Annotated in this window: 24 protein-coding genes; 21 read left to right on the top strand and 3 right to left on the bottom strand. The window is 40.0% G+C overall.

Features of this window, described 5'->3' with window-relative positions:
* Window positions 1–18: 18 nt before the first annotated feature.
* Window positions 19–1,410 (bottom strand): DUF4153 domain-containing protein, encoded by a 1,392-nt coding sequence (locus A6J31_RS10780; RefSeq protein ID WP_048790673.1) that lies wholly within the window; start codon window positions 1,408–1,410, stop codon window positions 19–21.
* A 406-nt stretch (window positions 1,411–1,816) separates the two neighbouring features.
* Between A6J31_RS10780 and A6J31_RS10785 the strand changes: the two genes are divergently transcribed.
* The 21 genes from A6J31_RS10785 (at window position 1,817) to A6J31_RS10885 (ending at window position 20,686) form a co-directional block, all read left to right on the top strand.
* Window positions 1,817–2,332 carry an AmiS/UreI family transporter gene (locus A6J31_RS10785; RefSeq protein WP_048790674.1) on the top strand — a complete coding sequence of 172 codons (516 nt, stop codon included), beginning with the start codon at window positions 1,817–1,819 and terminating at the stop codon, window positions 2,330–2,332.
* A 24-nt stretch (window positions 2,333–2,356) separates the two neighbouring features.
* Window positions 2,357–2,659 (top strand): urease subunit gamma, encoded by a 303-nt coding sequence (locus A6J31_RS10790; RefSeq protein WP_002886558.1) that lies wholly within the window; start codon window positions 2,357–2,359, stop codon window positions 2,657–2,659.
* Window positions 2,660–2,670: 11 nt separating this feature from the next.
* Entirely contained in the window at window positions 2,671–2,982 is a 312-nt protein-coding gene (locus A6J31_RS10795; RefSeq protein ID WP_002886559.1) for an urease subunit beta, read from the top strand.
* A 15-nt stretch (window positions 2,983–2,997) separates the two neighbouring features.
* Window positions 2,998–4,716: an urease subunit alpha gene (gene ureC, locus A6J31_RS10800; protein WP_002886560.1), complete on the top strand. Its 1,719-nt coding sequence runs from the start codon at window positions 2,998–3,000 to the stop codon at window positions 4,714–4,716.
* A 140-nt stretch (window positions 4,717–4,856) separates the two neighbouring features.
* Entirely contained in the window at window positions 4,857–5,309 is a 453-nt protein-coding gene (gene ureE, locus A6J31_RS10805; protein ID WP_002949549.1) for an urease accessory protein UreE, read from the top strand.
* On the top strand, window positions 5,299–6,012 hold the full coding sequence (locus A6J31_RS10810; protein WP_002886562.1) for an urease accessory protein UreF: 714 nt from the start codon (window positions 5,299–5,301) through the stop codon (window positions 6,010–6,012). Before ureE ends, A6J31_RS10810 begins: the two co-directional genes overlap by 11 nt.
* Window positions 6,013–6,041: 29 nt before the next feature.
* Window positions 6,042–6,656: an urease accessory protein UreG gene (ureG, locus tag A6J31_RS10815; protein WP_048790675.1), complete on the top strand. Its 615-nt coding sequence runs from the start codon at window positions 6,042–6,044 to the stop codon at window positions 6,654–6,656.
* A gap of 1 nt (window position 6,657) precedes the next feature.
* Window positions 6,658–7,497, top strand: a complete 840-nt coding sequence (locus A6J31_RS10820; protein WP_070655601.1) for an urease accessory protein UreD — start codon at window positions 6,658–6,660, stop codon at window positions 7,495–7,497.
* Window positions 7,498–7,500: 3 nt separating this feature from the next.
* Window positions 7,501–8,478, top strand: coding sequence for a cobalt transporter CbiM (gene cbiM / locus A6J31_RS10825; RefSeq protein WP_048790677.1), 978 nt, complete (start codon window positions 7,501–7,503; stop codon window positions 8,476–8,478).
* Window positions 8,475–9,254, top strand: a complete 780-nt coding sequence (locus tag A6J31_RS10830) for an energy-coupling factor transporter transmembrane component T (protein WP_048790678.1) — start codon at window positions 8,475–8,477, stop codon at window positions 9,252–9,254. The genes cbiM and A6J31_RS10830 overlap by 4 nt, the downstream gene beginning before the upstream one ends.
* A 1-nt stretch (window position 9,255) precedes the next feature.
* On the top strand, window positions 9,256–9,972 hold the full coding sequence (locus tag A6J31_RS10835; RefSeq protein WP_002886569.1) for an energy-coupling factor ABC transporter ATP-binding protein: 717 nt from the start codon (window positions 9,256–9,258) through the stop codon (window positions 9,970–9,972).
* Window positions 9,973–10,138: 166 nt separating this feature from the next.
* Entirely contained in the window at window positions 10,139–10,987 is an 849-nt protein-coding gene (locus A6J31_RS10840; RefSeq protein WP_002886570.1) for an amino acid ABC transporter substrate-binding protein, read from the top strand.
* Window positions 10,988–11,147: 160 nt separating this feature from the next.
* Window positions 11,148–12,050: a MetQ/NlpA family ABC transporter substrate-binding protein gene (locus tag A6J31_RS10845; protein ID WP_002886572.1), complete on the top strand. Its 903-nt coding sequence runs from the start codon at window positions 11,148–11,150 to the stop codon at window positions 12,048–12,050.
* A gap of 60 nt (window positions 12,051–12,110) precedes the next feature.
* Complete coding sequence (locus A6J31_RS10850; protein WP_080611185.1) at window positions 12,111–13,484, top strand: M20/M25/M40 family metallo-hydrolase; 1,374 nt, start codon at window positions 12,111–12,113, stop codon at window positions 13,482–13,484.
* Window positions 13,477–14,544: a methionine ABC transporter ATP-binding protein gene (locus A6J31_RS10855; protein ID WP_013990051.1), complete on the top strand. Its 1,068-nt coding sequence runs from the start codon at window positions 13,477–13,479 to the stop codon at window positions 14,542–14,544. The genes A6J31_RS10850 and A6J31_RS10855 overlap by 8 nt, the downstream gene beginning before the upstream one ends.
* The gene (locus tag A6J31_RS10860) at window positions 14,544–15,236 is read left to right on the top strand and encodes a methionine ABC transporter permease (RefSeq protein WP_013990052.1); all 693 of its coding nucleotides are present in this window, start codon (window positions 14,544–14,546) and stop codon (window positions 15,234–15,236) included. Before A6J31_RS10855 ends, A6J31_RS10860 begins: the two co-directional genes overlap by 1 nt.
* Window positions 15,237–15,358: 122 nt before the next feature.
* Window positions 15,359–16,567 carry a serine/threonine transporter SstT gene (gene sstT, locus A6J31_RS10865; RefSeq protein ID WP_013990053.1) on the top strand — a complete coding sequence of 403 codons (1,209 nt, stop codon included), beginning with the start codon at window positions 15,359–15,361 and terminating at the stop codon, window positions 16,565–16,567.
* A gap of 150 nt (window positions 16,568–16,717) precedes the next feature.
* A complete protein-coding gene (locus A6J31_RS10870; protein WP_048790679.1) occupies window positions 16,718–17,566 on the top strand; it encodes an S-adenosyl-l-methionine hydroxide adenosyltransferase family protein in 849 nt (282 codons plus the stop codon).
* 9 nt (window positions 17,567–17,575) lie between these two features.
* A complete protein-coding gene (locus A6J31_RS10875; RefSeq protein WP_048790680.1) occupies window positions 17,576–18,121 on the top strand; it encodes an ECF-type riboflavin transporter substrate-binding protein in 546 nt (181 codons plus the stop codon).
* 65 nt (window positions 18,122–18,186) lie between these two features.
* Window positions 18,187–19,863, top strand: coding sequence for an ABC transporter ATP-binding protein (locus A6J31_RS10880; protein ID WP_064520711.1), 1,677 nt, complete (start codon window positions 18,187–18,189; stop codon window positions 19,861–19,863).
* Complete coding sequence (locus tag A6J31_RS10885; RefSeq protein WP_021143559.1) at window positions 19,856–20,686, top strand: energy-coupling factor transporter transmembrane component T family protein; 831 nt, start codon at window positions 19,856–19,858, stop codon at window positions 20,684–20,686. Before A6J31_RS10880 ends, A6J31_RS10885 begins: the two co-directional genes overlap by 8 nt.
* Before the next feature lie 89 nt (window positions 20,687–20,775).
* Here the strand turns inward: A6J31_RS10885 and A6J31_RS10890 are convergent, their stop codons facing one another.
* Complete coding sequence (locus tag A6J31_RS10890; protein WP_048790682.1) at window positions 20,776–21,447, bottom strand: potassium channel family protein; 672 nt, start codon at window positions 21,445–21,447, stop codon at window positions 20,776–20,778.
* Between the two features lie 39 nt (window positions 21,448–21,486).
* Window positions 21,487–22,851 (bottom strand): TrkH family potassium uptake protein, encoded by a 1,365-nt coding sequence (locus A6J31_RS10895; RefSeq protein WP_080611186.1) that lies wholly within the window; start codon window positions 22,849–22,851, stop codon window positions 21,487–21,489.
* Window positions 22,852–22,885: the final 34 nt, after the last annotated feature.

A 22,885-nucleotide genomic window follows, 5' to 3' on the forward strand; every position in this document is an offset into this window, starting at 1 on the left:
AGTTACACTCTTTTTTTCTTATAAAATAAAGCTACCTAAGAGGCTAACGAGGGTGAAGCTGATAGTTGCATAAAATACAGCGAGACGAGTTGCCTGAATAGGTTTATAAAGTCGAATTAGTGTTAGGACACACCAAATAAAGAGTACTGTGACAAACCAACCTGACAGTAAGCGACGTGGCGTCACACCGTAGAGTGCCATATAAACACCAAAGAGTTTCCAGCCAGCGATAAGGGCAAAGAGGCTAGCAAAAGTAAAGAGTAGGGTGCTTAAGAAACGAAGCCCTTTGTGGGTGAAGAAATTTTCTTTAGAAAAAATGTAAAGTCCAGCTAGGATTCCTAAGTTGAGGGTAGAAACTCGAACCAATTGCCAGAAGCCTTGAACCGCAATATGTGAGGCTTGATGGGCTGGAATGCTGGCTTGGTTGAGAGAAAGGAGTTCTCCCATTTGACTAGTGGCAGTTAATATGAATAGGGCATAAGTGAAGCAGAGGCTTCCGAGTACGATATAAGCTGCTACTTTTGGGAACTGACGGGTCGCTTTAAGATGGCCTTCAAATCGTTTTTGACTGAGTGGCTTTTCTTTTGCCAAATAGGTTGCAGCGAGTTGAGCAAAAAGTCCTAGAGCCAGAGGGATACTGGTGATTAAACGAGAGAACAATAATCCGTTGTCCTTGAAGGTGATAGTGAAATCAAGTAGAGTAGCAAGTGTCTGGAAGAACTGTCGCCAAAGTTGTCCGAAAGCAGGTAAGACCTGACTAAGCTGACTAGCAGCGAATACAGTTAGTACCAAGGCAATCATGATACTAATGAGAATCATCCATTTGTGGTTCTTGATTACGTGTTTTTCTTCTTCGGAGAGTTCTTGTTTAGGTGCTGTTTTATATAGGAGTGTCCAGGCTCCGATAAAGAAATATTTTAGCGGGAAGATGCAGCTGGTGTATATGAGGTCTAGCCAAACCATAATTCCTAAACGATCTTGACTACTTTGTCCAGTGCGTGCCATTAAGTAAAGGAGGATACTTGCATGAAGGCAAAGAATCTGAGCGCTGCCCCAGTTGTCGTGCAGACCCCAGAGACTAATTTGCAAGCCTTGGAGGAGACTAGTGACCATAAATATTCCCGATTCAAGTCGCATTCCCTTTGCTTTTCCACCTAATAGGCGACAGCCTAGCTCAATCGTACTGATCAAGACAAGGGTTGCTGGAAAGGCAAAGGAAAAATGGGTCAAGTAAGTGACATACAGGAAGCAGGACACAAGACAGGCGACAATCAGTCCCTTAATTTTCCAAATGTCTTTTGGTGAAAAATGTTCCAAGAATTTCTTGGTTTTGGTTTGAAGACTAGTCTTTTCGTCGGAATATTCCTGGGAGACTAGCTGTAAATCAGTAGTGTAGTTATTTGTTTCCATCATAATTCTCCTTTTGGATTTTTGTCCAAAAAAGACTTTATCATAAAAAACGTTTGACTTTGTTACCCAACTGTAAAATTACTAAAAATAGGTCTATGGACTTAGGTCTGGAGAATGAGTTGGAAAAATAGGCGAGAAAAAAATATAATGCTCACATTGGATGATAGATTGTACGGACTATATTGTCAGAAACAGTCAAATACTAAAGGAAGCTTTTTATAGATTAACTGTTTATTTATCTGGGATTAAGCAAAGGACTCCTATTGAGAATTACCAAATGTAATGTCATTTTTTGACACCACATGTTAGCTTGACTAATATGTAAATGTTGCAAAATTTCTGAAAATTCGTTGACATGTGTTGTCAAAGTAGTATGATATTAACATAAAAAACTTAGGAGGTTCTTATGTTAGGTGTCATCCTACTCTATGTTGGTATGGTTTTGATGAGTAATGGACTCCATCGTTTAGAGGGTATTCCTGATAAGTCAAATGTTGTCATGAATATCTTTACGGGTGGTTTGGGGTTGATTCTCAACATTATTGTCATTGCTTATGGAGCTTGTACAGGGCAAGGCGCTGAATGGTTTTATGGTAGCGCCACTGGCCTTTTATTTGCCTTCACCTACCTTTACTCAGCTATCAATACGATTTTCGATTTTGATCAACGTTTGTATGGGTGGTTTAGTTTATTTGTGGCGATTAATACGCTACCAGCAGGGATTCTTTGCTTAACATCTGGATACGGTGGTAATGCTTGGTATGGTATTATTTGGTTCTTGTGGGGTATTCTATGGCTAACTGCCTTTATTGAAATTAACCTTAAGAAGCACCTAGGGAAATTTGTCCCTTACCTAGCTATTTTTGAAGGAATTGTAACAGCTTGGATTCCAGGGCTTTTGATGCTTTGGGGCAAGTGGTAAGCATTGATTTAAGGAGGAAAAACGATGCAATTGACAATGCGTGAGCAGGAAAAAATGATGATTAGCCTTGCGGCTATGATTGCTCAACGACGTAAAGATAAAGGAATCAAATTGAATCATCCAGAAGCGGTTGCTTTGATTACAGACTATGTGCTTGAAGGTGCAAGAGAAGGTAAAACTGTTGCCCAATTGATGGATGAAGCTCGCAATCTTTTAACACGTGAAGATGTTATGGAAGGTATTGCGGAAATGATTCCAATGATTCAAGTTGAAGCTACTTTTACGGACAGTACAAAACTGGTTACTGTTCATGATCCTATTCAGTAAGGAGAAATGTAATGATTCCAGGTGAATACCATGTGGCGAGTGAGCCAATTGATTATAACGGTGGTTACGAAGCCATTAGTCTTGAAGTGAAAAATGTGGGTGACCGTGCTGCTCAAGTGGGCTCTCACTACCATTTTTATGAAGCAAACGAAGCTGGTCTTCAGTTTGATCGTGAAAAGGCGCGAGGCAAACGTCTAGATATTCCAGCAGGTACAGCCATTCGTTTTGAGCCAGGTGAAACGAAAACAGTACAACTTATTGACTTTGGAGGGAAACGTCGTATTTTTGGTTTCAATAACAAGGTCAATGGTTTCTTAGACTAGAAAGAGGACAAATCGATGAGTTTTAAAATGGATCGTGAAGAGTATGCTCAACACTACGGACCAACTGTAGGTGATAGCGTACGTCTTGGAGATACCAATCTTTTTGCAGCCATTGAAAAAGACTTTACTGTTTATGGACAGGAATCTAAGTTTGGTGGCGGTAAAGTTTTGCGTGATGGTATGGGTGTTAGTGCTACGGAAACACGTGACAATCCATCAGTTGTTGATACCATTATTACAGGTGCAACCATCATTGACTATACAGGTATTATTAAAGCGGATATCGGTATTCGTGATGGTAAGATTGTTGCTATCGGTCGCGGTGGTAACCCAGATACAATGGACAATGTGGACTTTGTTGTGGGTGCTAGTACAGAAGCCATTGCTGCTGAAGGTTTGATTGTGACTGCTGGTGGTATTGACCTTCACGTGCACTATATTTCTGCCGACCTTCCTGAATTTGGTTTGGATAACGGGATTACTACCCTCTTTGGTGGTGGTACTGGTCCTGCTGATGGAAGTAATGCAACAACATGTACACCAGGTAAATTCCATATTACTCGTATGTTGCAAGCTGTTGATGATATGCCTGCTAACTTTGGTTTCCTTGCCAAAGGTGTTGGTTCTGAGACTGAAGTGGTTGAAGAGCAAATTAAGGCCGGTGCAGCAGGAATTAAGACACACGAGGACTGGGGTGCGACTTACGCAGGAATTGATAATTCCCTTAAAGTTGCGGATAAATACGATGTTTCTTTTGCGGTCCACACTGACTCTTTGAATGAGGGTGGATTTATGGAAAATACTTTGGAATCCTTCCAAGGTCGTACCGTTCATACCTTCCACACCGAAGGTTCAGGTGGTGGACATGCTCCAGATATTATGGTCTTTGCTGGTAAGGAAAATATTTTGCCATCATCAACTAACCCAACTAACCCATACACTACAAATGCTATTGGTGAGTTGTTAGATATGGTTATGGTTTGCCACCACTTGGATCCAAAAATTCCAGAAGACGTCTCTTTTGCTGAATCACGTGTACGTAAACAAACAGTGGCTGCAGAAGACGTTCTTCATGATATGGGTGCCCTTAGTATCATGACTTCAGATGCCATGGCTATGGGACGTGTCGGTGAAGTAGCCATGCGTTGTTGGCAACTAGCTGATAAGATGAAAGCTCAGCGTGGTCCGCTTGAAGGGGATTCAGAGTTTAACGATAATAACCGTATCAAACGTTACGTGGCTAAATATACAATTAACCCTGCCATCACTAACGGTATTGCAGACTATATCGGTTCTGTAGAAGTTGGTAAATTTGCAGATTTGGTTATCTGGGAACCAGCACAATTTGGTGCAAAACCTAAGTTGGTGCTTAAGGGTGGTATGTTAACTTATGGTGTTATGGGTGACGCTGGTTCAAGTCTTCCAACACCTCAACCACGTATCATGCGTAAATTATATGGTGCTTACGGTCAAGCGGTTCATGAAACAAATCTTACATTTGTCTCTCAATATGCTTATGATCACGGTATCAAAGAAGAAATTGGTTTGAATAAGATTGTTCTTCCTGTTAAGAATACGCGTAACTTGACTAAGCGTGATATGAAGCTTAATGACTACGCTCCAAAAACAATCCGTATCGATCCACAGACCTTTGATGTCTTTATTGATGATGAGTTGGTTACTTGTGAACCAATCCATACGACATCATTGTCTCAACGTTATTTCTTGTTCTAAGGAAGACGCTATATAAATGAGGCTGGAATTTTTCCTCCAACCTCTTTTGTATTTTATAGCCATAACATTTTTAGCGCTTAATTAAGTTGCTATATGAGTTTGATGCTAGATTTTTAAAATGTAATAGAAAAGGAAAAAGTATGATTTTTACAAAAGTAGACGCTCTTGTTAAAGATATCGATGTGGACAAATACCATATTGAAACAGTCATTCTTTCGAGTGATGACCTTAACAAAAAAATTATTCGTGTGAAGAGTGATCACGGGAATGAATTTGGTATTCGTCTTGATAAGGGACAAAAATTGCAAAATGGCTCTGCCTTTTTTATCGATGATCACCATGTCCTAGCTATTGGTGTTGAGTCACAGGATTTGATTGTCATCTCACCTAAAGATATGGATGAAATGGGAATCACAGCTCATATTCTTGGGAATACTCATAAACCGATTGAGGTGAAAGATGCCAAGATTTATTTAGAGGTTGACCCAGTTGTAGAGCAAGTCTTGACTCAAAAAGAGATTGCCTACACGATTGAAGAAGTGGTCCTTGATAAGCCCCTACGCCATGTGAATTTAACTGCCCATGAACATTAATCCTTTTGCTAATGTGTCTTTGCAAGATTATCTTGAAATTGTGCAAATTGTCGATTCAACCTTTCCAATTGGATCGTTTAACCACTCTTTTGGGATGGAAAATTATCTGCGCGAAGACACTGTAACAGATGATAAAGGTTACGAAGAGTGGCAAGAAGCCTATTTAGCTAGTCAGTTTAAATATGGTGAAGGTCTTGTAATCAAACTGGTTTATGATGCTATGGCTACAGACAACTTAGAGCAGGTTTGGCATTATGATAAGGTCTTGACAGTTTCGACGCAAGCGCGTGAAACAAGACAGGGGACTAAAATGATTGCTAAGCAAATGCTTCGACTCATTCAAAGGCTTCATGCTATTCCGGTATTGGATGACTATCAGTCCAAAATACGTAAGGGTGAGGTCTTCGGCAATCCAGCTATTGTCTTTGCGCTCTATGTGTTTAACAAGGGCTTGGGATGTAGTGAAGCCATTGCACTTTATGGCTATAGCGTGATTTCGACGATGGTTCAAAATGCTGTTCGTGCCATTCCACTTGGACAGTTTGCTGGACAAGAGATTGTTTTACGTAGCTTTTCGCAATTAGAAAAAATGACACAGGAAATTCAAGAACTGGACGCGTCCTACCTTGGGGCCAATACGCCTGGTCTTGAATTAGCTCAGATGAAACATGAAACACAGGTATTCCGCCTATTCATGTCCTAAAATATCAACAAGGTTGAGAGGAAAAAACAATGACAAAACGTACTGTAATTATTGGAGTTGGTGGACCTGTTGGTTCAGGTAAAACTCTTTTACTTGAGCGTCTTACACGACGTATGTCCGACTTAAATTTAGCAGTTATTACTAACGATATCTATACAAAAGAAGATGCTCTTTTCTTGGCTAAAAATTCAAGCTTAGATGAAGACCGTATCATTGGTGTAGAAACTGGTGGATGTCCTCATACTGCGATTCGTGAGGATGCTTCTATGAACTTTGAAGCGATTGAAACTCTTCAAGAGCGCTTTGACCATGATTTGGATGTTATTTTCCTTGAAAGTGGTGGGGATAACTTAGCTGCGACCTTCAGTCCTGATTTGGTTGATTTTACGATTTATATTATTGACGTTGCTCAGGGTGAAAAAATCCCACGTAAGGCTGGTCAAGGGATGATTAAGAGTGATTTGTTCTTGATCAATAAGACTGACCTTGCACCTTATGTTGGAGCTAACCTAGATCGTATGCGTGAAGATACCCTTCATTTCCGTAACGAAGATTCTTTCATTTTCACAAATTTGAATAATGATGACAATGTTAAGGAAGTGGAAGAATGGATTCGTAAGAATTTCCTACTAGAGGACTTGTAAGATGACACAAGTATACGATGGCTTTGTCCATCTTGGATTTTCAAACCGAAATGGTCGTACAATTTCCCACAAGAAATACCAAGAAGGTAACTCTCGAGTGTCAGCGGATAATTCAGATGCCAATGGTGTTCCTTACTATTTCCTAATTAATATGGGTGGGGGCTTTGTCGAGGGTGAGCAGTATCAAGTGACTATTGATGTTAATAAAGATGCTCATGCCTTGGTAACAACCCAAACACCTACCTATGTTTACAAGTGTGAAAGAGGGCAGTTGACGCAACAACATACGTCCATCACACTTGAAGAAAATAGCTATTTGGAGTACATGGCTGATGAAGTTATTCCCTATTTGAAATCACGCTATTTCCAAACAAGTCGTATTGATATGGACAAGTCTGCCCACTTGATTTATTCAGATGGTGTGACGGCAGGTTGGTCTCATGAGGATTTGCCGTTTCAATACCATTATTTTCGTAATTTGACACAAATCTACCAAGATAATGAGCTTGTTTATAGCGATCAGACCCTCTTAGAGCCTCAGAAACAAGATATGTTTAAACTTGGTTATTTTGAAGGCTGGCGTAATTATAATAGTTTGGTAATGGTGTCACCAAATATTGACGAGGCTTTTGTTAAGGCTTTGCAGAAGCACTTAGAAGATCTGAATTTAGAGTCTGATTTTGCTATTTCATCCTTAGATATCCCAGGTCTGGTGTTACGTATCTTAGGAAAAACTGCTGAGGATAATCGTCGCGTCATTTATGCCTGTGCAGACTATTTTAGACAAGAAATACATGGATTAACCCCTTTGAATTTGAGAAAAAATGATATGAGGAGATAAAAAATGCATATTCCTGAAAATTACCTAAGCCCTACGACTTGTGCGGCAATGGGGGCAGTTATGTTGCCTATTTGGTATAAGGCTGTCAAGGAAGTAAAGGTTAAAGTTGATACGGATAAAAAAACGATTCCTATGTTGGGAATCGGGACTTCCTTGTCCTTCCTTATCATGATGTTTAATCTTCCAGCCCCAGGTGGAACTAGTGCCCATGCTGTTGGAGCAGTGCTAATTGCTATATTGTTAGGGCCTTGGGCCTCCTGTTTAGCAGTTAGTGTGGCCCTGGCTATGCAGGCCTTGCTCTTTGGTGATGGTGGAATCTTGGCCTTTGGTGCTAACGCCTTTTGTATGGCCGTTGTTATGCCATTTGTAGGTTATGCTGTTTATAAACTCTTGAATAAGTGGACAAAGAACAGGATAATTGCCAGCTTTTTTGGAGGTTATATTGGGATTGTAGCTGCGGCTCTGACTGTTGCAGTTTTATTAGGAATTCAGCCTATTCTCTTTAAAGATAGCAGTGGTAATCCGCTTTACAATCCATACCCTTTGAGAGTGACACTTCCAGTAATGGGCTTGACTCACCTCCTCATCGGTTTGGTAGAAGGATTCTTCACAGCTGGTGTTCAAGAATTCATTGAACGTTTGAATATTGATAATACTCAGGAACTAACGACTAAAAAACTACGTCCGTTATTGCTCTTTATCCTAGCCTTGATTATCCTAACACCACTTGGTTTATTGGCGACGGGAACAGCTTTTGCGGAATGGGATGTCAAAGAGTTGGTGGAAAAATTGGCTCATTATCATGTGGAAGCCCAAGCGCCAAAAGGAATGTTGAATGGTTTCTCATTCAATGCTCTCTTCCCAGATTATAGTATTGCAGGTATTCCAGAAGTCTTGGGTTATGTCTTGAGCGCTGCTTCTGCTGTTTTGATTTTCTTCATCCTCTATCGCTTGATTTTCGGTAGAAAGGTTGAAAAATGATTCTGCCAGATTGGATGTCGGAAGAGCGCCCGGTAGTCACTAAAGTCGGTAGAAATAACTTTCTTATCCGGAATCGTCACCATCTGGAAGCTCTTCTTCAAAAGTTTGAAACGCCTCCTTTAAAAGTAGCATCAGTCTTTCATCCAACTGCTAAGGTTTTACTTCTCTTTTTCTTACTTATTTCAGTAGGAATTAGCCGAAATCTCACAGTTTTGTGGATTCTAGCCTTGTTTTTAGGAGCTGGAGTGGCTTTTCTGCCACATTCTATTTTAGTAAGAACCTTGAAAAAGACCGTAGTGTTGTTGATTTTTCCTTTAGTTCTTTATCTACCACATCTCTTACTTAGCGGAGGTCAATCGCTCTTTCTCTTTAGACTTCCTTTGATTGCTGTAGCCATTGCTTATTATTCAGAGACGAGTACAATAAGTGAGATGTTAGCGGCATTAAAAGGATTGCATTTTCCTGATCTTGTTCTGCTCCAGTTAGATATCACCATAAAATATATCGATGTCTTTGGAAAACAATTAATGGATTTGCTCAAAGGGATTGAAGCACGAAGCTTTGGTGGCAATCATCGTTTCCGGATTGGAAGTAATATCTGGGGGATTTTATACCTTAAAGCTATTCGCTATGGTGAGGAACTGACTCAAGCCATGGAAGCACGTTGCTTTGTTGGTGAGTATGTCAAGTCATCACAGTCATTCACATGGAAGGATTGGCTGGCCTTGATAAGTCTAGTAGCAGTGATTTTAGGACAGATTCTGTTAGGAGGATGAGATGTTTCAATTGAATCAAGTGGCCTGTGCCTATGAACAAAAAAAGGTCTTTACTGGTCTTGATTTGGAGATTAGACAAGGACAATATGTGATGTTGATGGGAGAAAACGGGACTGGGAAATCAAGTCTTATCAGTTTATTAACCGGCTTCAAGCAGGAAGAATCTGGACGCATTCTTTTCTTAGGTAAGGACCTCAAAGAATGGCTGAAGGACAAACGTCAAAAACGAGATTTTTATAGCCGCCTCGGAATCCTCTTTCAGGATGTGGATAGTCAGTTATTTAATAGTACTGTCTATGATGAGATTGCTTTTGGTCCTCGTCAGCTAGGTCTGACCGAAGAAGAAGTCTCACAGCGGGTCCAAGACACACTATCCCTGCTGAAAATTGAAGATTTAAGGGATCGCGTTCCCTATCAACTGTCTGGTGGAGAAAAGAAGAAAGTGGCCTTTGCCAGTATCATGGTAACGAATCCAGATGTCTATATTCTTGATGAACCCTTCAATAATCTTTCTAAAGAATATGAAGAATTTTTTAGGGAACTTCTACATGAGCTTCATTCATCTGGGAAAACCATTATCATGTCTGCTCATCACTTTAAGCACCTTCATCATGAAAAGGCTGATGTTCTTCTTTTTGAAGATGGCAAAGCTGATTTCTTTCCTGCCCAGGAAGTGCTCAATAACCAGCAAGTGATTGAGCGTTTGTCACATTATTAATTAGGAATAAGGTAGAAAATCGTTATTGGTTTTCTACTTTTTTCTTGTCAAACAATTGATATTTTTAGGTGATAGTATTTTCTTATCACCTTGATTATGTTTAAGTATTAGTTAAGCTTAGTGAATTCTGTTACAATAAAAACAATCAATCTCAAAGGAGAATATTATGAAACTTAAAAAAATTCTTGGAATTACAGGTGTAGCCATTGCTTCAGTAGCATTGCTTGCTGCATGTTCATCTAAATCATCAAAAGAAGCATCTAAATCTTCAGGTGCTAAAGAAACAATTAACTTTGCCACAGTTGGGACAACAGCACCGTTCTCATATGAAGAAAACGGTGAATTGACTGGTTACGATGTGGAAGTGGCTAAAGCAGTCTTCAAGGACTCTGACAAATATGAAGTGAAATTCCAAAAAACAGAATGGTCTTCAGTCTTCACAGGTCTTGACTCAGCTAAATACCAAATGGCTGGGAACAATATCTCTTATTCAGAAGAACGTGACCAAAAATACCTCTTCTCATATCCAATTGGGACCACACCAGCTGTTTTGACTGTTCCAAAAGATAGTAATATTAAGAAATATGATGATATTGCTGGACACTCAACGCAGGTTGTTCAAGGGACATCGACAGCGACACAATTAACTGAATTTAACGATAAACATTCAGACAAGCCAGTTGAACTTAACTACACAAATGAAAATATTACACAAATGTTGACAAGTTTGAATGAAGGCAAGTACGACTTCAAGATCTTTGATGCACCAACTGTTAATGCAATCATCAAAAACAATAAATTGAGCAACTTGAAGACGATTGAACTTAAATCTGATCAACAACCATACATCTACTTCTTGTTCGCAGATAACCAAAAAGATCTTCAAACATTTGTAAACAAACGTTTGGAAGAACTCCAAAAAGATGGTACTTTGGCTAAGTTGGCTGAAAAATTCCTTGGAAATAAAGATTATATTCCAACTAAAGATGCTTTGAAAGTTCCTAGTAAAAAATAATAAGGAAGGCTGGGAGTGATTCTCAGCTTTTTCATATAATTAAAATCTAGGGCGAGTTATAGTTAAAAACTATAGATATATACAATTATAAACAATTTGATACAATTCTCATCCTATGGGATAATAATTTTATACTTAAAACAATTAAAGGGAGTTCGTTATGAAACTTAAAAAAATTCTCGGAATTACAGGATTGGCAGTCGCTTCAACAGTAGCTTTGGCTGCTTGTGGTGCTGGTGGTAATAAATCAGCTAAAGATGATAAAACTTTGACAGTTGGTATCATGACTTTGGATGATACAACTGAGCCATTGTGGGATAAAGTCAAAGAATTGGCTAAAGACAAGGGTGTTACTATCGAGTTGAAAGAGTTCACAGACTACAACCAACCAAATGAAGCCCTTAAAAACGGTGAAATCGATGTTAATGCTTTCCAACACATTTATTTCTTGAACAACTGGAACAAAGAAAATAAAGGTGATGTTGTTGCGGCAGCTGACACACTTCTTAGCCCAATCCACCTTTTCTCAGGTACTGAAAACGGAAAAGCTAAGTATAAAGATGTTAAAGAGCTTCCAGAAGGAGCTACAATCTCAGTACCTAACGATGGTACAAACGAAAGCCGTGCTTTGACACTTCTTCAAACAGCTGGTTTGATTAAGTTGGATGTTAAAGATGGTGAATTGGCAACTATCAAGAACATTTCTGAGAATCCAAAGAAATTGGACATCAAAGAAATCTCAGCTGAACAAGCTGCCCAAACGCTTTCATCAGTAGATGCAGCGGTTGTTAATAACTCATACGCACAACAACAAAACGTTAACTATGATACAACTCTCTTCCAAGAAGAACCAAGTCAAGATTTGAAAGATTGGGTTAACGTCATTGCAGCTAATAAAGATTGGGAAAAATCAAATAAAGCTGATGCTATCAAGACTTTGATTAAAGCATACCAAAACGATGAAGTAGCACAAATCATCTATGATGCATCTAACAAGGTTGACCTTCCAGCTTGGAAAGGTGCCCCAACACAAGATCAATTGAAAGCTAATTCAAAGAAATAAGCTAAAGACAGAGGGCGTGTGAGAGCACGCCATTTTGTCGTGTATGAAGGAGACGATTTGATGGCATTTTCAAGTGAAGAAGAGCAGTTACGAAAATTTCGTAACGATGAAATTGCTCAGCACTATTTTGAAGTCTTGCGGACTTTGATTTCTAAAAAATCTATTTTTGCTCAAAATATTGGTCTCTATGACGTGGCTGCTTACCTTGGTGAGATTTTCTCTGGTGTTGGTGCAGAGGTGACAATTGACGAGACCTATACGGCACCATTTGTCTTGGCAAAATTCAAGAGTCCAAATCCAGATGCGAAAACAATTATTTTCTATCAACACTATGATACGGTTCCTGCGGATAATGATCAGCCATGGACAGATGAACCTTTCCGTCTGACAGTTCGTAAGGGCTACATGTATGGTCGTGGTGTTGATGATGATAAGGGGCATATTACAGCTCGTTTGACAGCCCTGCGGAAATATATTCGAGAGGTTGGCGACCTTCCTGTAAATATTACGTTTATGATGGAAGGGGCTGAAGAATCTGCATCAACTGACCTTGAAAAATATTTGGAAAAATACCGAGATGACCTTCTTCCAGCAGACCTATTGGTTTGGGAGCAAGGAAATCGAAATAGTAAAGGTCAATTGGAAATCACAGGGGGCAACAAGGGGATTATTACCTTTGACTTGTCTGTCGAGAGTGCTGATGTTGATATCCACTCTAAATTTGGTGCAGTGATTGAATCGGCTTCGTGGTACTTGCTCAACGCTATCTCAAGCATGAGAGATGATCAGGGACGTATCCTTATCGACGGTATCTATGAAAAGATTGTCCAACCAAACGAACGAGAGATGGATCTTATTGAAACTTATGCCATTGAAAATGCAGATAGTCTTCGTAAGATTTACGGCTTAAAACTACCCATTTTAGAAAGTGACCGCCGAGCTTTCTTAAAAACTTACTATTTTGAACCTGCCCTTTCCATTGAAGGCATTTCAACAGGTTATCAGGGGCAAGGGGTTAAGACTATCTTACCAGCCAAAGCCAGAGCTAAGATGGAGATGCGTTTGGTCCCTGGCTTGACGCCTGAGTACGTTTTGGAGTGTATCAAGGCACACCTCAAAAAAGAAGGATTTGACCGTATCAAGGTGACCTTCACTCTTGGTGAAGAAAGTTATCGTAGTGATATGTCTGATCCAGCTATTGTCAATGTTATTGAGTTAGCAAAAGGCTTTTATGAAGAAGGCGTTGCTGTGCTTCCAACGGCAGCAGGTACAGGGCCTATGCATATGATTCATCAGGCTTTGGGTGTTCCTATGGCAGCCTTTGGTATAGGAAATGCCAACAGTCGTGACCATGGTGGGGATGAAAATGTCAGCTTAGCAGATTACTACACCCACATTGAACTAATTAAGGAGTTAATTGCAAGTTATGAGTAATGTCATTATTGATTTGAAAAATATTGATATCACCTTTACGCAGAAACGCCGCACTATTCAAGCGGTTAAGGATGTGTCTATCCAGATTGAAAAAGGTGATATTTACGGAATTGTTGGTTATTCAGGGGCTGGTAAATCTACCCTTGTGCGTGCGATCAATCTTTTGCAAGTGCCTACAGCTGGTAAAATCACTATCGGTAAAGATGTGACTTTTGCAGATGGTAAGGTCCAATTGTCGACAAAAGAATTGCGTCAGAAACGTCAAACGATTGGGATGATTTTCCAACACTTTAACCTTATGGCTCAAAAGACGGCTTATGAAAATGTAGCCTTTGCCCTTCGTCATTCTAAACTAAGCAATGAAGAGAAAGACAAAAAAATTCGCGGTCTTTTGGAATTGGTTGATTTGGCTGATCGTGCTGAAAACTATCCTGCACAATTATCAGGTGGTCAAAAACAACGTGTAGCGATTGCCCGTGCCTTGGCTAATGATCCTGAAATCTTGATTTCAGATGAGTCTACATCAGCTCTTGACCCTAAAACAACTAAGCAAATTCTTTCACTATTGCAGGATTTGAATAAAAAACTTGGGTTGACAGTGGTTATGATCACCCACGAAATGCAAATTGTTAAAGATATTTGTAACCGTGTTGCCGTTATGCAAAATGGTCAACTTTTGGAAGAGGGCAGTGTACTTGATATCTTCTCAAATCCTCAAGAAGATTTGACACAAGAATTTATTGAAACTGCAGCAGGGATTGAAGATGCCTTGGCTAAGATTAATGCACAACCTTTGGTGAAAAACTTACCAAGCTCAGCCCTTCTCGTTCAACTTAAATATGCTGGTTCTTCAACAGATGAGCCACTCTTGACCGAACTTTTCAAAGAGTACGGAGTTTCAAGTAACATCCTTTATGGTAACGTTGAGATTCTAGGTGATACTCCTGTTGGTGAATTGGTCGTTGTCTTGGATGGTGAAGCGGATCAGGTTCTTGCTGCTCAAAAAGCGATTGAAAATGCAGGTGTCAGCTTGCAAGTACTTAAGAAAGGAGCCCAATAATGGCAGATTGGATTCAACAAAACTTTCCAGATATTTATCGTATCGGTATGCAGGGGGTTAACTCTTGGCCAGACGCCATCTATGCGACTCTCTACATGACGGTTATTTCCTTCATCATTGGGGGACTTCTTGGTCTTGTTATGGGGCTCTTCTTGGTATTGACAGGTCCTCGTGGAGTTATTGAAAATAAATTTGTTTTCCAAATCTTGGATAAAATCACTTCAATCTTCCGTGCCATTCCTTTCATTATCCTCTTGGCGATTTTGAAAGGATTCACTTACTTTATCGTGGGGACTAACCTCGGTATGACAGCGGCCTTGGTTCCATTGTCAGCTGCAACCTTCCCATTCTTTGCACGTCAAGTACAGGTGGTGCTTGCAGATCTTGACCGTGGCGTTATTGAAGCAGCACAAGCTAGTGGTGCAACACTTTGGGATACGATTAAGGTTTACCTTAGTGAAGGTCTACCTGAGTTGGTTCGTGTATCAACCGTAACTCTGATTTCCCTAGTCGGTGAGACTGCAATGGCCGGTGCTATCGGTGCCGGTGGTCTTGGTTACATCGCCATCTATTATGGATATAACCGTTCTAGTACATCAGTTACCATTTTGGCAACTTTCTTGATTTTGATTTTGATTTTCCTTATCCAATTCTTGGGTGATTTCTTGACTCGTAAATTGAGTCATAAATAGGATTTGAGAGCCTGTTTGCTACAGGCTTTTCTCATGTCTTGACGATTTCAGATATTTATCATAGTATGGAAGCTATCGAATGCTTATGGTTAAGCTAACCATAAAAAAGGAGTTAATGAGTTATGAAACGTTTTATTTCAACTTGGAATAGGACCAGTCTAATTAAGCGTATTGCCATTGGTGTGGTAGTGGGTGCTGTGCTTGGTTTGCTTGTTCCTAAGTTTACGGTTATTGGTCTCTTGGGAGACATGTTTGTTGGTGGTTTGAAGGCAATTGCCCCACTTTTGGTCTTTGCCTTGGTTGCCAATGCCCTTTCCCAAACGCGAGAAGGTCAACAAAGCAACATGAAGACAGTTATTGTTCTTTATCTCTTTGGGACCTTTGCGGCTGCTTTGACGGCAGTTATTTCTCACTATATTTTTCCAATTTCTTTGAAGTTGGGAGCAGCTGCAGCGACTAAAGCAACGGCACCTCAAGGTGTGGGAGAAGTTTTTAAAGATTTATTGCTTAAGATGGTAGATAACCCTGTCAATGCCTTGGCTCAAGCCAATTATATTGGTGTTTTGGTATGGGCAGTTGTCTTTGGTTTCGCCATGCGAACAGCTAGCAATCATACGAAGGATTTGCTTAATACCTTGGCAGAAGTGACGTCACAAATCGTTCGTTGGATTATCAACTTGGCCCCATTTGGTATCCTTGGTCTTGTCTTTAATACTATTTCTGAGAATGGTGTTGGTGTTTTGGCAGATTATGGTATCCTAATCCTTGTTTTAGTGGGAACAATGGCCTTTGTTGCCTTGGTTGTTAATCCAATCATTGCTTTTGTGATGATGGGCAAAAATCCTTTCCCACTAGTTTTCCGTTGTTTGAAAGACTCTGGGATTACAGCCTTCTTTACTCGCTCGTCAGCAGCCAATATTCCAGTTAACCTTCAACTTTGTAAGGATCTTGGTTTGAATCCTGATACCTATTCGGTTTCTATCCCTTTGGGGTCAACTATTAATATGGCTGGAGCAGCCGTGACAATCAATGTCTTAACGCTTGCTGCAGTAACGACTTTGGGAATTCAGGTCGACTTTGCGACAGCACTCATTCTTAGTGTGGTTTCAGCTATTTCTGCTTGTGGTGCCTCAGGTATTGCTGGAGGATCCCTCCTATTAGTGCCAGTAGCATGTAGCCTCTTTGGTATCTCAAATGATTTGGCCATGCAGGTTGTCGGTGTCGGCTTTATCGTAGGTGTCATCCAAGACTCCTGTGAAACAGCCCTTAACTCTTCAACAGACGTTCTCTTTACAGCAGTAGCAGAAAAGAGCCGTTGGAAGAAAGCATAGCTAATTGTATAAGGTCGGCCTATTTGGCTGGCTTTTTGATTTTAGAGAAAACATAGTCAAAGACTATAGCTAGCTCAAGGATCTATCATCTTTAAAAAGCCCATAAAATATGGTAAAATAAACCGTTCAAAGAGAAAAAGTGAAACATTTATGACTAATAATTTATTGGTGCTTCAATCAGACTTTGGTTTGGTTGATGGTGCTGTTTCGGCCATGATTGGTGTGGCCCTTCAGGAAGAACCTAGTTTGGGAGTTCATCATCTGACACATGAGATTACCCCCTACAACACTTTTGAGGCTTCTTATCGTCTGTTTCAGACCGTTGAATACTGGCCTGAGGGGACAACCTTTGTTTCGGTAGTTGATCCGGGTGTAGGTTTCTCACGTAAAAGTGTGGTTGCCTTAACAAAGACGGGGCAATATATCGTCACACCAGATAACGGGACACTTTCTTATATCAAAAAGGTTGTTGGTATCGTGGCTGTTCGTGAGATTTCAGAGGTTGAGAATCGTCGTAGCAATACAGAACTTTCTTATACCTTCCATGGTCGTGATGTTTATGCCTATACAGGGGCTAAATTAGCTTCTGGTCATATCAGTTTTGAAGAAGTCGGTCCTGAGTTACCTGTGGACAAAATTCTAGAACTTCCAGTGGTTGAAACCATCATAGAGGATAATTTAGTTCGTGGTGCGATTGACATTTTGGATGTCCGTTTTGGCTCTCTTTGGACCTCTATCACACGTGATGATTTTTACGCTTTAGACCCAAACTTTGGTGACCGCTTTGAAGTAACCATCTTTAACAATGATATGTTGGTTTATCAAAATCAGGTTACCTATGGAAAATCATTTGCGGATGTTCGTATTGGTCAACCAATTATTTATATCAATTCCCTCTATCGTGTCGGTTTAGCCATTAACCAAGTGTCTTTTGCCAAGGCATATAATATTGGTGTAGGCTCTAACTGGCACATTGAAATTAAACGTTTAGGAGATTAAAGTAAGATTATGAAGAATAATTCAATTCGTACAGTAGTTGCGACAGGTATTGGTGCAGCACTCTTTATTATCATTGGTATGTTTGTTAATATTCCTATTTTTGGGAACACTAGCATCCAACTTCAGTATGCTGTTCAAGCACTATTCTCAGTTGTTTTTGGGCCTATTACAGGTTTCTTTATGGGCTTTATTGGGCATGCGCTTAAAGATGGCATTCAATACGGAAATATCTCATGGGCTTGGGTACTTGCAAGTGCTATTACAGGTCTTGTGATTGGTCTATTTAGTAAAAAATATGACGTCACAACTGGCAAGTTCTCTTTGATGAGTATGATTTGGTTTAACCTAGTACAAGCATTGGCCCTCCTTATTGCCTATGGTATCGTTACTCCTATTGGTGATAGACTCCAATTTGCACAAGCCTGGTCATACCTTTATGCACAAAGTTTTGTAGCTGGCGTAGCTAACTTTATTACAATTGCAATTGGAGGAACCCTCCTTCTTGCAATCTATGCTAGCTCACGTACACAATCTGGTAGTCTTACCAAAGACTAGCATGAATCATAGGAGAGTGGGACTGTCAGTTTGTTTTGATACCTCCTCTCTTTTTTAGTAGAAACATGGATAAATACATTAGTTTTAATCAGTTTACATTTCAATATGATGCGCAAGCAGAAGCGACGCTTAAAGATATCAGCTTTGATATTGCCAAGGGCGAGAAAGTCCTAATCTTAGGTCCTTCTGGTAGTGGAAAGTCGACTCTAGCTCAGTGTCTCAATGGTATCATACCTAATATTCATAAAGGTCAGGCACAAGGCCAGGTAAGGATAGATGGTCAGGATATTTTTAAGCAATCTATCTATGATAAGTCACAGTTGGTATCGACGGTATTGCAGGATCCAGATGGTCAGTTTATTGGCCTAACAGTAGCCGAGGATTTGGCTTTTGCTTTGGAGAATGATTGTGCTGATCAAAGTGAGATGAAAGATAAGGTAGCCCTCTGGGCTGAGCGTCTAGACTTGACCTCTCTTTTAAACCACCGCCCTCAAGATTTATCAGGTGGCCAAAAGCAACGAGTCAGTTTGGCTGGTGTCTTGATTGATGAGAGTCCTATTCTTTTATTTGATGAGCCTCTGGCAAATTTAGATCCTAAATCAGGGCAGGAAACCATTGACCTCATTGATAAGATCCACAAGGAGGTGGGAGCTACGACGATTATTATTGAGCATCGCCTAGAAGATGTTCTTTATCGTCCCGTTGACCGCATTTTATTGGTCAATGATGGAGAGCTCCTCTTTAATGGTAGCCCAGATGAGCTCTTATCGAGTACGCTCTTGCTAGAAAATGGGATTCGCGAACCTCTATATGTGACGGTTTTACGTCAGTTGGGATTTGACACAAGGAGTGCACAAAATCTTAGTCAATTAGATGCTTTAGACCTATCTGACCTTGCTCTGCCAGACAGAGTTTTGAAGGATAAAAAAGACAGTTCGAGTGACTCTATTTTGAAGGTTGAGAGGCTTAGCGTTTCCTATGGAGATAATCCAGCAATCATAGAGGATCTGTCCTTTAGCTTGAAAAAAGGTGAGCGACTAGCGATTGTCGGTAAAAATGGGGCTGGAAAGTCGACGCTTGCCAAGGCTCTATGTGGTTTTGTCCCAAGTCAAGGAAAATTGACTTACAAGGGTCAGGATATTAGTCAGGATAGCATTGCCGAGCGCTCAGAACGTATAGGCTTTGTTTTGCAAAACCCAAATCAGATGATTAGCCAAACTATGATTTTTGATGAGGTCGCTCTTGGTTTGCGTTTGCGAGGAATTGAAGAGGCTGAGGTTGAAGAACGTGTTTATGAGGTCTTGAAGACTTGTGGTCTCTATAGTTTTCGTAAATGGCCCATTTCTGCGCTTTCCTTTGGTCAGAAAAAGCGCGTGACCATTGCGTCTATCTTAGTTTTGAAACCTGAAATCATTATCTTGGATGAGCCAACGGCTGGTCAAGATTACAAGACTTACACAGATATCATGAATTTCTTGGACAGTCTTCAAAAGCAAGGTCATACGATTGTGATGATTACTCATGACATGCAGCTCATGTTGGAATATAGCGATCGTTGTCTCGTTGTGGTTGAGGGTGAAATCATTGCAGACGACAAGCCTGTTACAATTCTTAATCAGAAGGATTTACTAGAGTCAGCTAATCTCAAGCAGACCTCTCTTTATACTTTGGGTCAGAAATTGTCAAGTGATCCAGTAGAAGTAACCCAGTATTATATCGAAAAAGGAGGCCCTAATGTCTAATCGTTTAATTGGTTATCAGTCAGGTCAAGGTTTCCTCTATGATTTGTCTGGGGCAAGTAAGATGCTTTTCTTTATCTTGGTTTCAGTTGCCTGTATGGCAACCTATGACCCACGCTTTATCCTAGCGGTAGGCTTACTTTCCATTTATCTCTTTTATTTGGCTAAGATTCGTTGGCGAGATATTTCTTTTGTTGTTAAGATTATTGGATCCATTGCCCTCTTTAATTTACTTATGGTCTACCTTTTCGCACCTGGTTATGGTGAAGAAATTTACGGGGCAAAGACAGTTCTTATTGAAGGCTGGGGGCGTTTCTATCTAACCAGTCAGGAGCTTTTTTACCTTGCAAATCTATTGCTTAAGTATTTTTCAACGGTCCCTCTTGCCATTCTTTTTCTTATGACCACTCATCCGAGTCAGTTTGCGGCTAGTCTTAATCAGATTGGAATTCCTTATAAATTTGCCTATTCCGTTAGTTTAACCTTGCGTTATATTCCAGATGTCCAAGAAGAATTCTTTACGATTCGTAAGGCTCAAGAGGCTCGTGGTTTGGATTTGTCGCAAAAGTCGGGATTGGTCAAACGTATTCGCGGGAATCTCCAAATTGTTCTTCCACTAATTTTTTCATCTCTCGAACGAATTGATACCATATCGACAGCTATGGAGCTACGTCGATTTGGTCGCTATAAAAAACGTACCTGGTATGTGCATAAATCTTTGATGAAACAAGATTACCTTGTCATCGTGTCAGCTATTCTTTTATTGGGGATTAGTATAGGCTTAATCTTCCTCAATCATGGTCGTTTTTACAATCCATGGGGATGATATTCTTGGCTTTTAGTAAAAGTATGCTATTAAGCACAACTAAAAACGTTCCAGTCTTGTCTAGATGAACGAGATTGGAACGTTTTTTGTTATTTTAAATATCCTAAATAATCAAATTTTTCTAGTGTTCGATTGTCAGCGACAACTAGTATGATCCCTTCATCAGGTAGTTTCTTACTTGGGTCAAAGTGGGTGTTTAACTTGCCACTTTTCTCATCTCTAAAACCAATAACATTGACGTTATAATTTTGTCTTAGATTTAAAGTATGCAAGGACTTTCCAGCCCATTCACTAGGAATTTTAAGTTCAATTAAAGCTACATCGTCCTCTAAATGAAAAACATTTGATATGTTATAGCGGAGGATATTTGAAGCCAATTCTTTTGCTGTGCTACGTTCAGGAGTGATGACCCAGTTAGCACCCATTCCGTAAAGGACTTCCTCATAATTGTTATTCATAGCTTTGGCAATAATATTCTTAATACCAAGTTTTTTGCACTGCAAGAGCGCTAGCGCAGACGATTCTAGGTGTTCTCCAGTTGCAATAATGACTGAGTCGCAAGTATCGATACCAGCAGAACGTAGAAATTCAATGTCAGTAATGTCCCCAACAGCAGCCTTAGTCACCTGATCAGCAAGGAAATCAATTGTTGTAGCATTATTATCTAAGGCAATAACATCTTGTCCAAAAGAAGAGAGTTCGGTTGCAATAGTTTGTCCAAAGATTCCCAAACCAAGGACCCCAATAATTTGTGTTTTCATATAAAATCCTTTCAGAATATTGTCAATTAATAAAATAGTTTAGCCGACTGAAATGTCAGTTGGGGCATAAGAGATATGTTTTTCTTTTTTGGTCATCAAGCTCAAGAGAACAGTGATAGGTCCGACACGGCCAATGAACATCAGAGCCATGATAACAAGGCGTCCTAGGGTATTTAGATTAGGGGTCAAATCCATTGAAACACCAACGGTAGCAATGGCTGACACACTCTCAAAAAGTAGGCCTAGTGGAGAGAGAGTAGGATTAGTTTCCAGCAAAATAACATAGCCGACAAAGAGCATCGTTAGGAAAAAGAGTATAACTGTGAATGCTTGCAAAATGGTTTTGTTAGATATAATACGGTTTCGAAAAACCACGCTCGAGTTACCAGATAGCTCTGACTTAAAAAGTAGGAACATGATAGAGGCAGTTGTCACCTTGATACCACCCGCAGTTCCTCCAGGACCACCCCCAATAATCATTTGAATCATAAAAAGAAGATTTGTGGAGAAATCTGCATTGGTATAGGAAATAGTTGCAAAGCCAGCGGTACGCATGGTTACAGTCTGAAAGAAACTTACCAGAAGTTGTTGCCAGACATTGAGAGTACCGATTGTCTTAGAGTTATCCATTTCCAGTAACCAAGCAAGCAGTGTTCCTCCTAATAGGAGACAACCCGTACTTATAAGCACAAGACGGCTTTGATTACTGAAAGGTCTCCAAGCTAATTTCCAATTCCTTGGACGATCTTTAATATAACGTCTCATTAGTTGAATCAAATCAATCCAAACTGCAAATCCCAAGCTTCCAGACATGATGAGAAAAGCTACAGCAAGGTTAATGGTTGGATTGGTTGCATATTCTTGTAAACTGTTAGAACCTAAGTTATCAAATCCAGCATTACAAAAGGCAGAGACAGCTAGAAAGAGACTATTAAAGATGCCATGACCAAGTCCAAAACGAGGAATGAAATCAGTCATAATCACAAGTGCTGCCATAGCTTCAATAGAAAAAGTTATTTTATAGACCTTAAAAAGATAAGCCTTCAAATCTTTTTGGTTATCCCTACTAAGTGCGGATTGAAGAAGATCTTGATCGCTCAGTCCTAATTTATTTTTAAGGGTATAGGTACTAAAGGCTATAAGAGAGACTAGTCCAAGTCCTCCCGTCTGCATGAGAAGCATAGAGAGAATTTGACCAAGACCATTGTAAGCCTTACTGACCGGGACAACAGAAAGTCCAGTTACACAGACCATTGACACAGTATTGAAGAGATGGTCTAGGTAGCTTGTTTCTGGACTGTTAGCATAGTGGCTCATGGGAAGGCTAAGTAAAATACTCCCCACTATAATGACAAAGACAAAGCTGAGCACAAGCTTTTGCGTGACAGAAAGACGATTTATCAATGAAAACCTCCGAGTTATCATAAGAATAAATAAT

It is taken from the genome of Streptococcus sp. FDAARGOS_192, from assembly GCF_002073815.2.
In the GTDB taxonomy this organism is placed as follows: domain Bacteria; phylum Bacillota; class Bacilli; order Lactobacillales; family Streptococcaceae; genus Streptococcus; species Streptococcus salivarius_H.

What these genes read in the sequence shown, in the direction of transcription:
- A6J31_RS10860 (WP_013990052.1), top strand. Translation starts at nt 14,544, where the DNA reads ATGGCAGATTGGATTCAACAAAACTTTCCAGATATTTATCGTATCGGT.
- A6J31_RS10850 (WP_080611185.1), top strand. Translation starts at nt 12,111, where the DNA reads ATGGCATTTTCAAGTGAAGAAGAGCAGTTACGAAAATTTCGTAACGAT.
- A6J31_RS10885 (WP_021143559.1), top strand. Translation starts at nt 19,856, where the DNA reads ATGTCTAATCGTTTAATTGGTTATCAGTCAGGTCAAGGTTTCCTCTAT.
- A6J31_RS10830 (WP_048790678.1), top strand. Translation starts at nt 8,475, where the DNA reads ATGATTCTGCCAGATTGGATGTCGGAAGAGCGCCCGGTAGTCACTAAA.
- A6J31_RS10780 (WP_048790673.1), bottom strand. Translation starts at nt 1,410, where the DNA reads ATGGAAACAAATAACTACACTACTGATTTACAGCTAGTCTCCCAGGAA.
- A6J31_RS10785 (WP_048790674.1), top strand. Translation starts at nt 1,817, where the DNA reads ATGTTAGGTGTCATCCTACTCTATGTTGGTATGGTTTTGATGAGTAAT.
- ureG (WP_048790675.1), top strand. Translation starts at nt 6,042, where the DNA reads ATGACAAAACGTACTGTAATTATTGGAGTTGGTGGACCTGTTGGTTCA.
- ureE (WP_002949549.1), top strand. Translation starts at nt 4,857, where the DNA reads ATGATTTTTACAAAAGTAGACGCTCTTGTTAAAGATATCGATGTGGAC.
- A6J31_RS10835 (WP_002886569.1), top strand. Translation starts at nt 9,256, where the DNA reads ATGTTTCAATTGAATCAAGTGGCCTGTGCCTATGAACAAAAAAAGGTC.
- cbiM (WP_048790677.1), top strand. Translation starts at nt 7,501, where the DNA reads ATGCATATTCCTGAAAATTACCTAAGCCCTACGACTTGTGCGGCAATG.
- A6J31_RS10795 (WP_002886559.1), top strand. Translation starts at nt 2,671, where the DNA reads ATGATTCCAGGTGAATACCATGTGGCGAGTGAGCCAATTGATTATAAC.
- A6J31_RS10855 (WP_013990051.1), top strand. Translation starts at nt 13,477, where the DNA reads ATGAGTAATGTCATTATTGATTTGAAAAATATTGATATCACCTTTACG.
- A6J31_RS10840 (WP_002886570.1), top strand. Translation starts at nt 10,139, where the DNA reads ATGAAACTTAAAAAAATTCTTGGAATTACAGGTGTAGCCATTGCTTCA.
- sstT (WP_013990053.1), top strand. Translation starts at nt 15,359, where the DNA reads ATGAAACGTTTTATTTCAACTTGGAATAGGACCAGTCTAATTAAGCGT.
- A6J31_RS10820 (WP_070655601.1), top strand. Translation starts at nt 6,658, where the DNA reads ATGACACAAGTATACGATGGCTTTGTCCATCTTGGATTTTCAAACCGA.
- A6J31_RS10790 (WP_002886558.1), top strand. Translation starts at nt 2,357, where the DNA reads ATGCAATTGACAATGCGTGAGCAGGAAAAAATGATGATTAGCCTTGCG.
- A6J31_RS10890 (WP_048790682.1), bottom strand. Translation starts at nt 21,447, where the DNA reads ATGAAAACACAAATTATTGGGGTCCTTGGTTTGGGAATCTTTGGACAA.
- A6J31_RS10880 (WP_064520711.1), top strand. Translation starts at nt 18,187, where the DNA reads ATGGATAAATACATTAGTTTTAATCAGTTTACATTTCAATATGATGCG.
- A6J31_RS10875 (WP_048790680.1), top strand. Translation starts at nt 17,576, where the DNA reads ATGAAGAATAATTCAATTCGTACAGTAGTTGCGACAGGTATTGGTGCA.
- ureC (WP_002886560.1), top strand. Translation starts at nt 2,998, where the DNA reads ATGAGTTTTAAAATGGATCGTGAAGAGTATGCTCAACACTACGGACCA.
- A6J31_RS10845 (WP_002886572.1), top strand. Translation starts at nt 11,148, where the DNA reads ATGAAACTTAAAAAAATTCTCGGAATTACAGGATTGGCAGTCGCTTCA.
- A6J31_RS10870 (WP_048790679.1), top strand. Translation starts at nt 16,718, where the DNA reads ATGACTAATAATTTATTGGTGCTTCAATCAGACTTTGGTTTGGTTGAT.
- A6J31_RS10810 (WP_002886562.1), top strand. Translation starts at nt 5,299, where the DNA reads ATGAACATTAATCCTTTTGCTAATGTGTCTTTGCAAGATTATCTTGAA.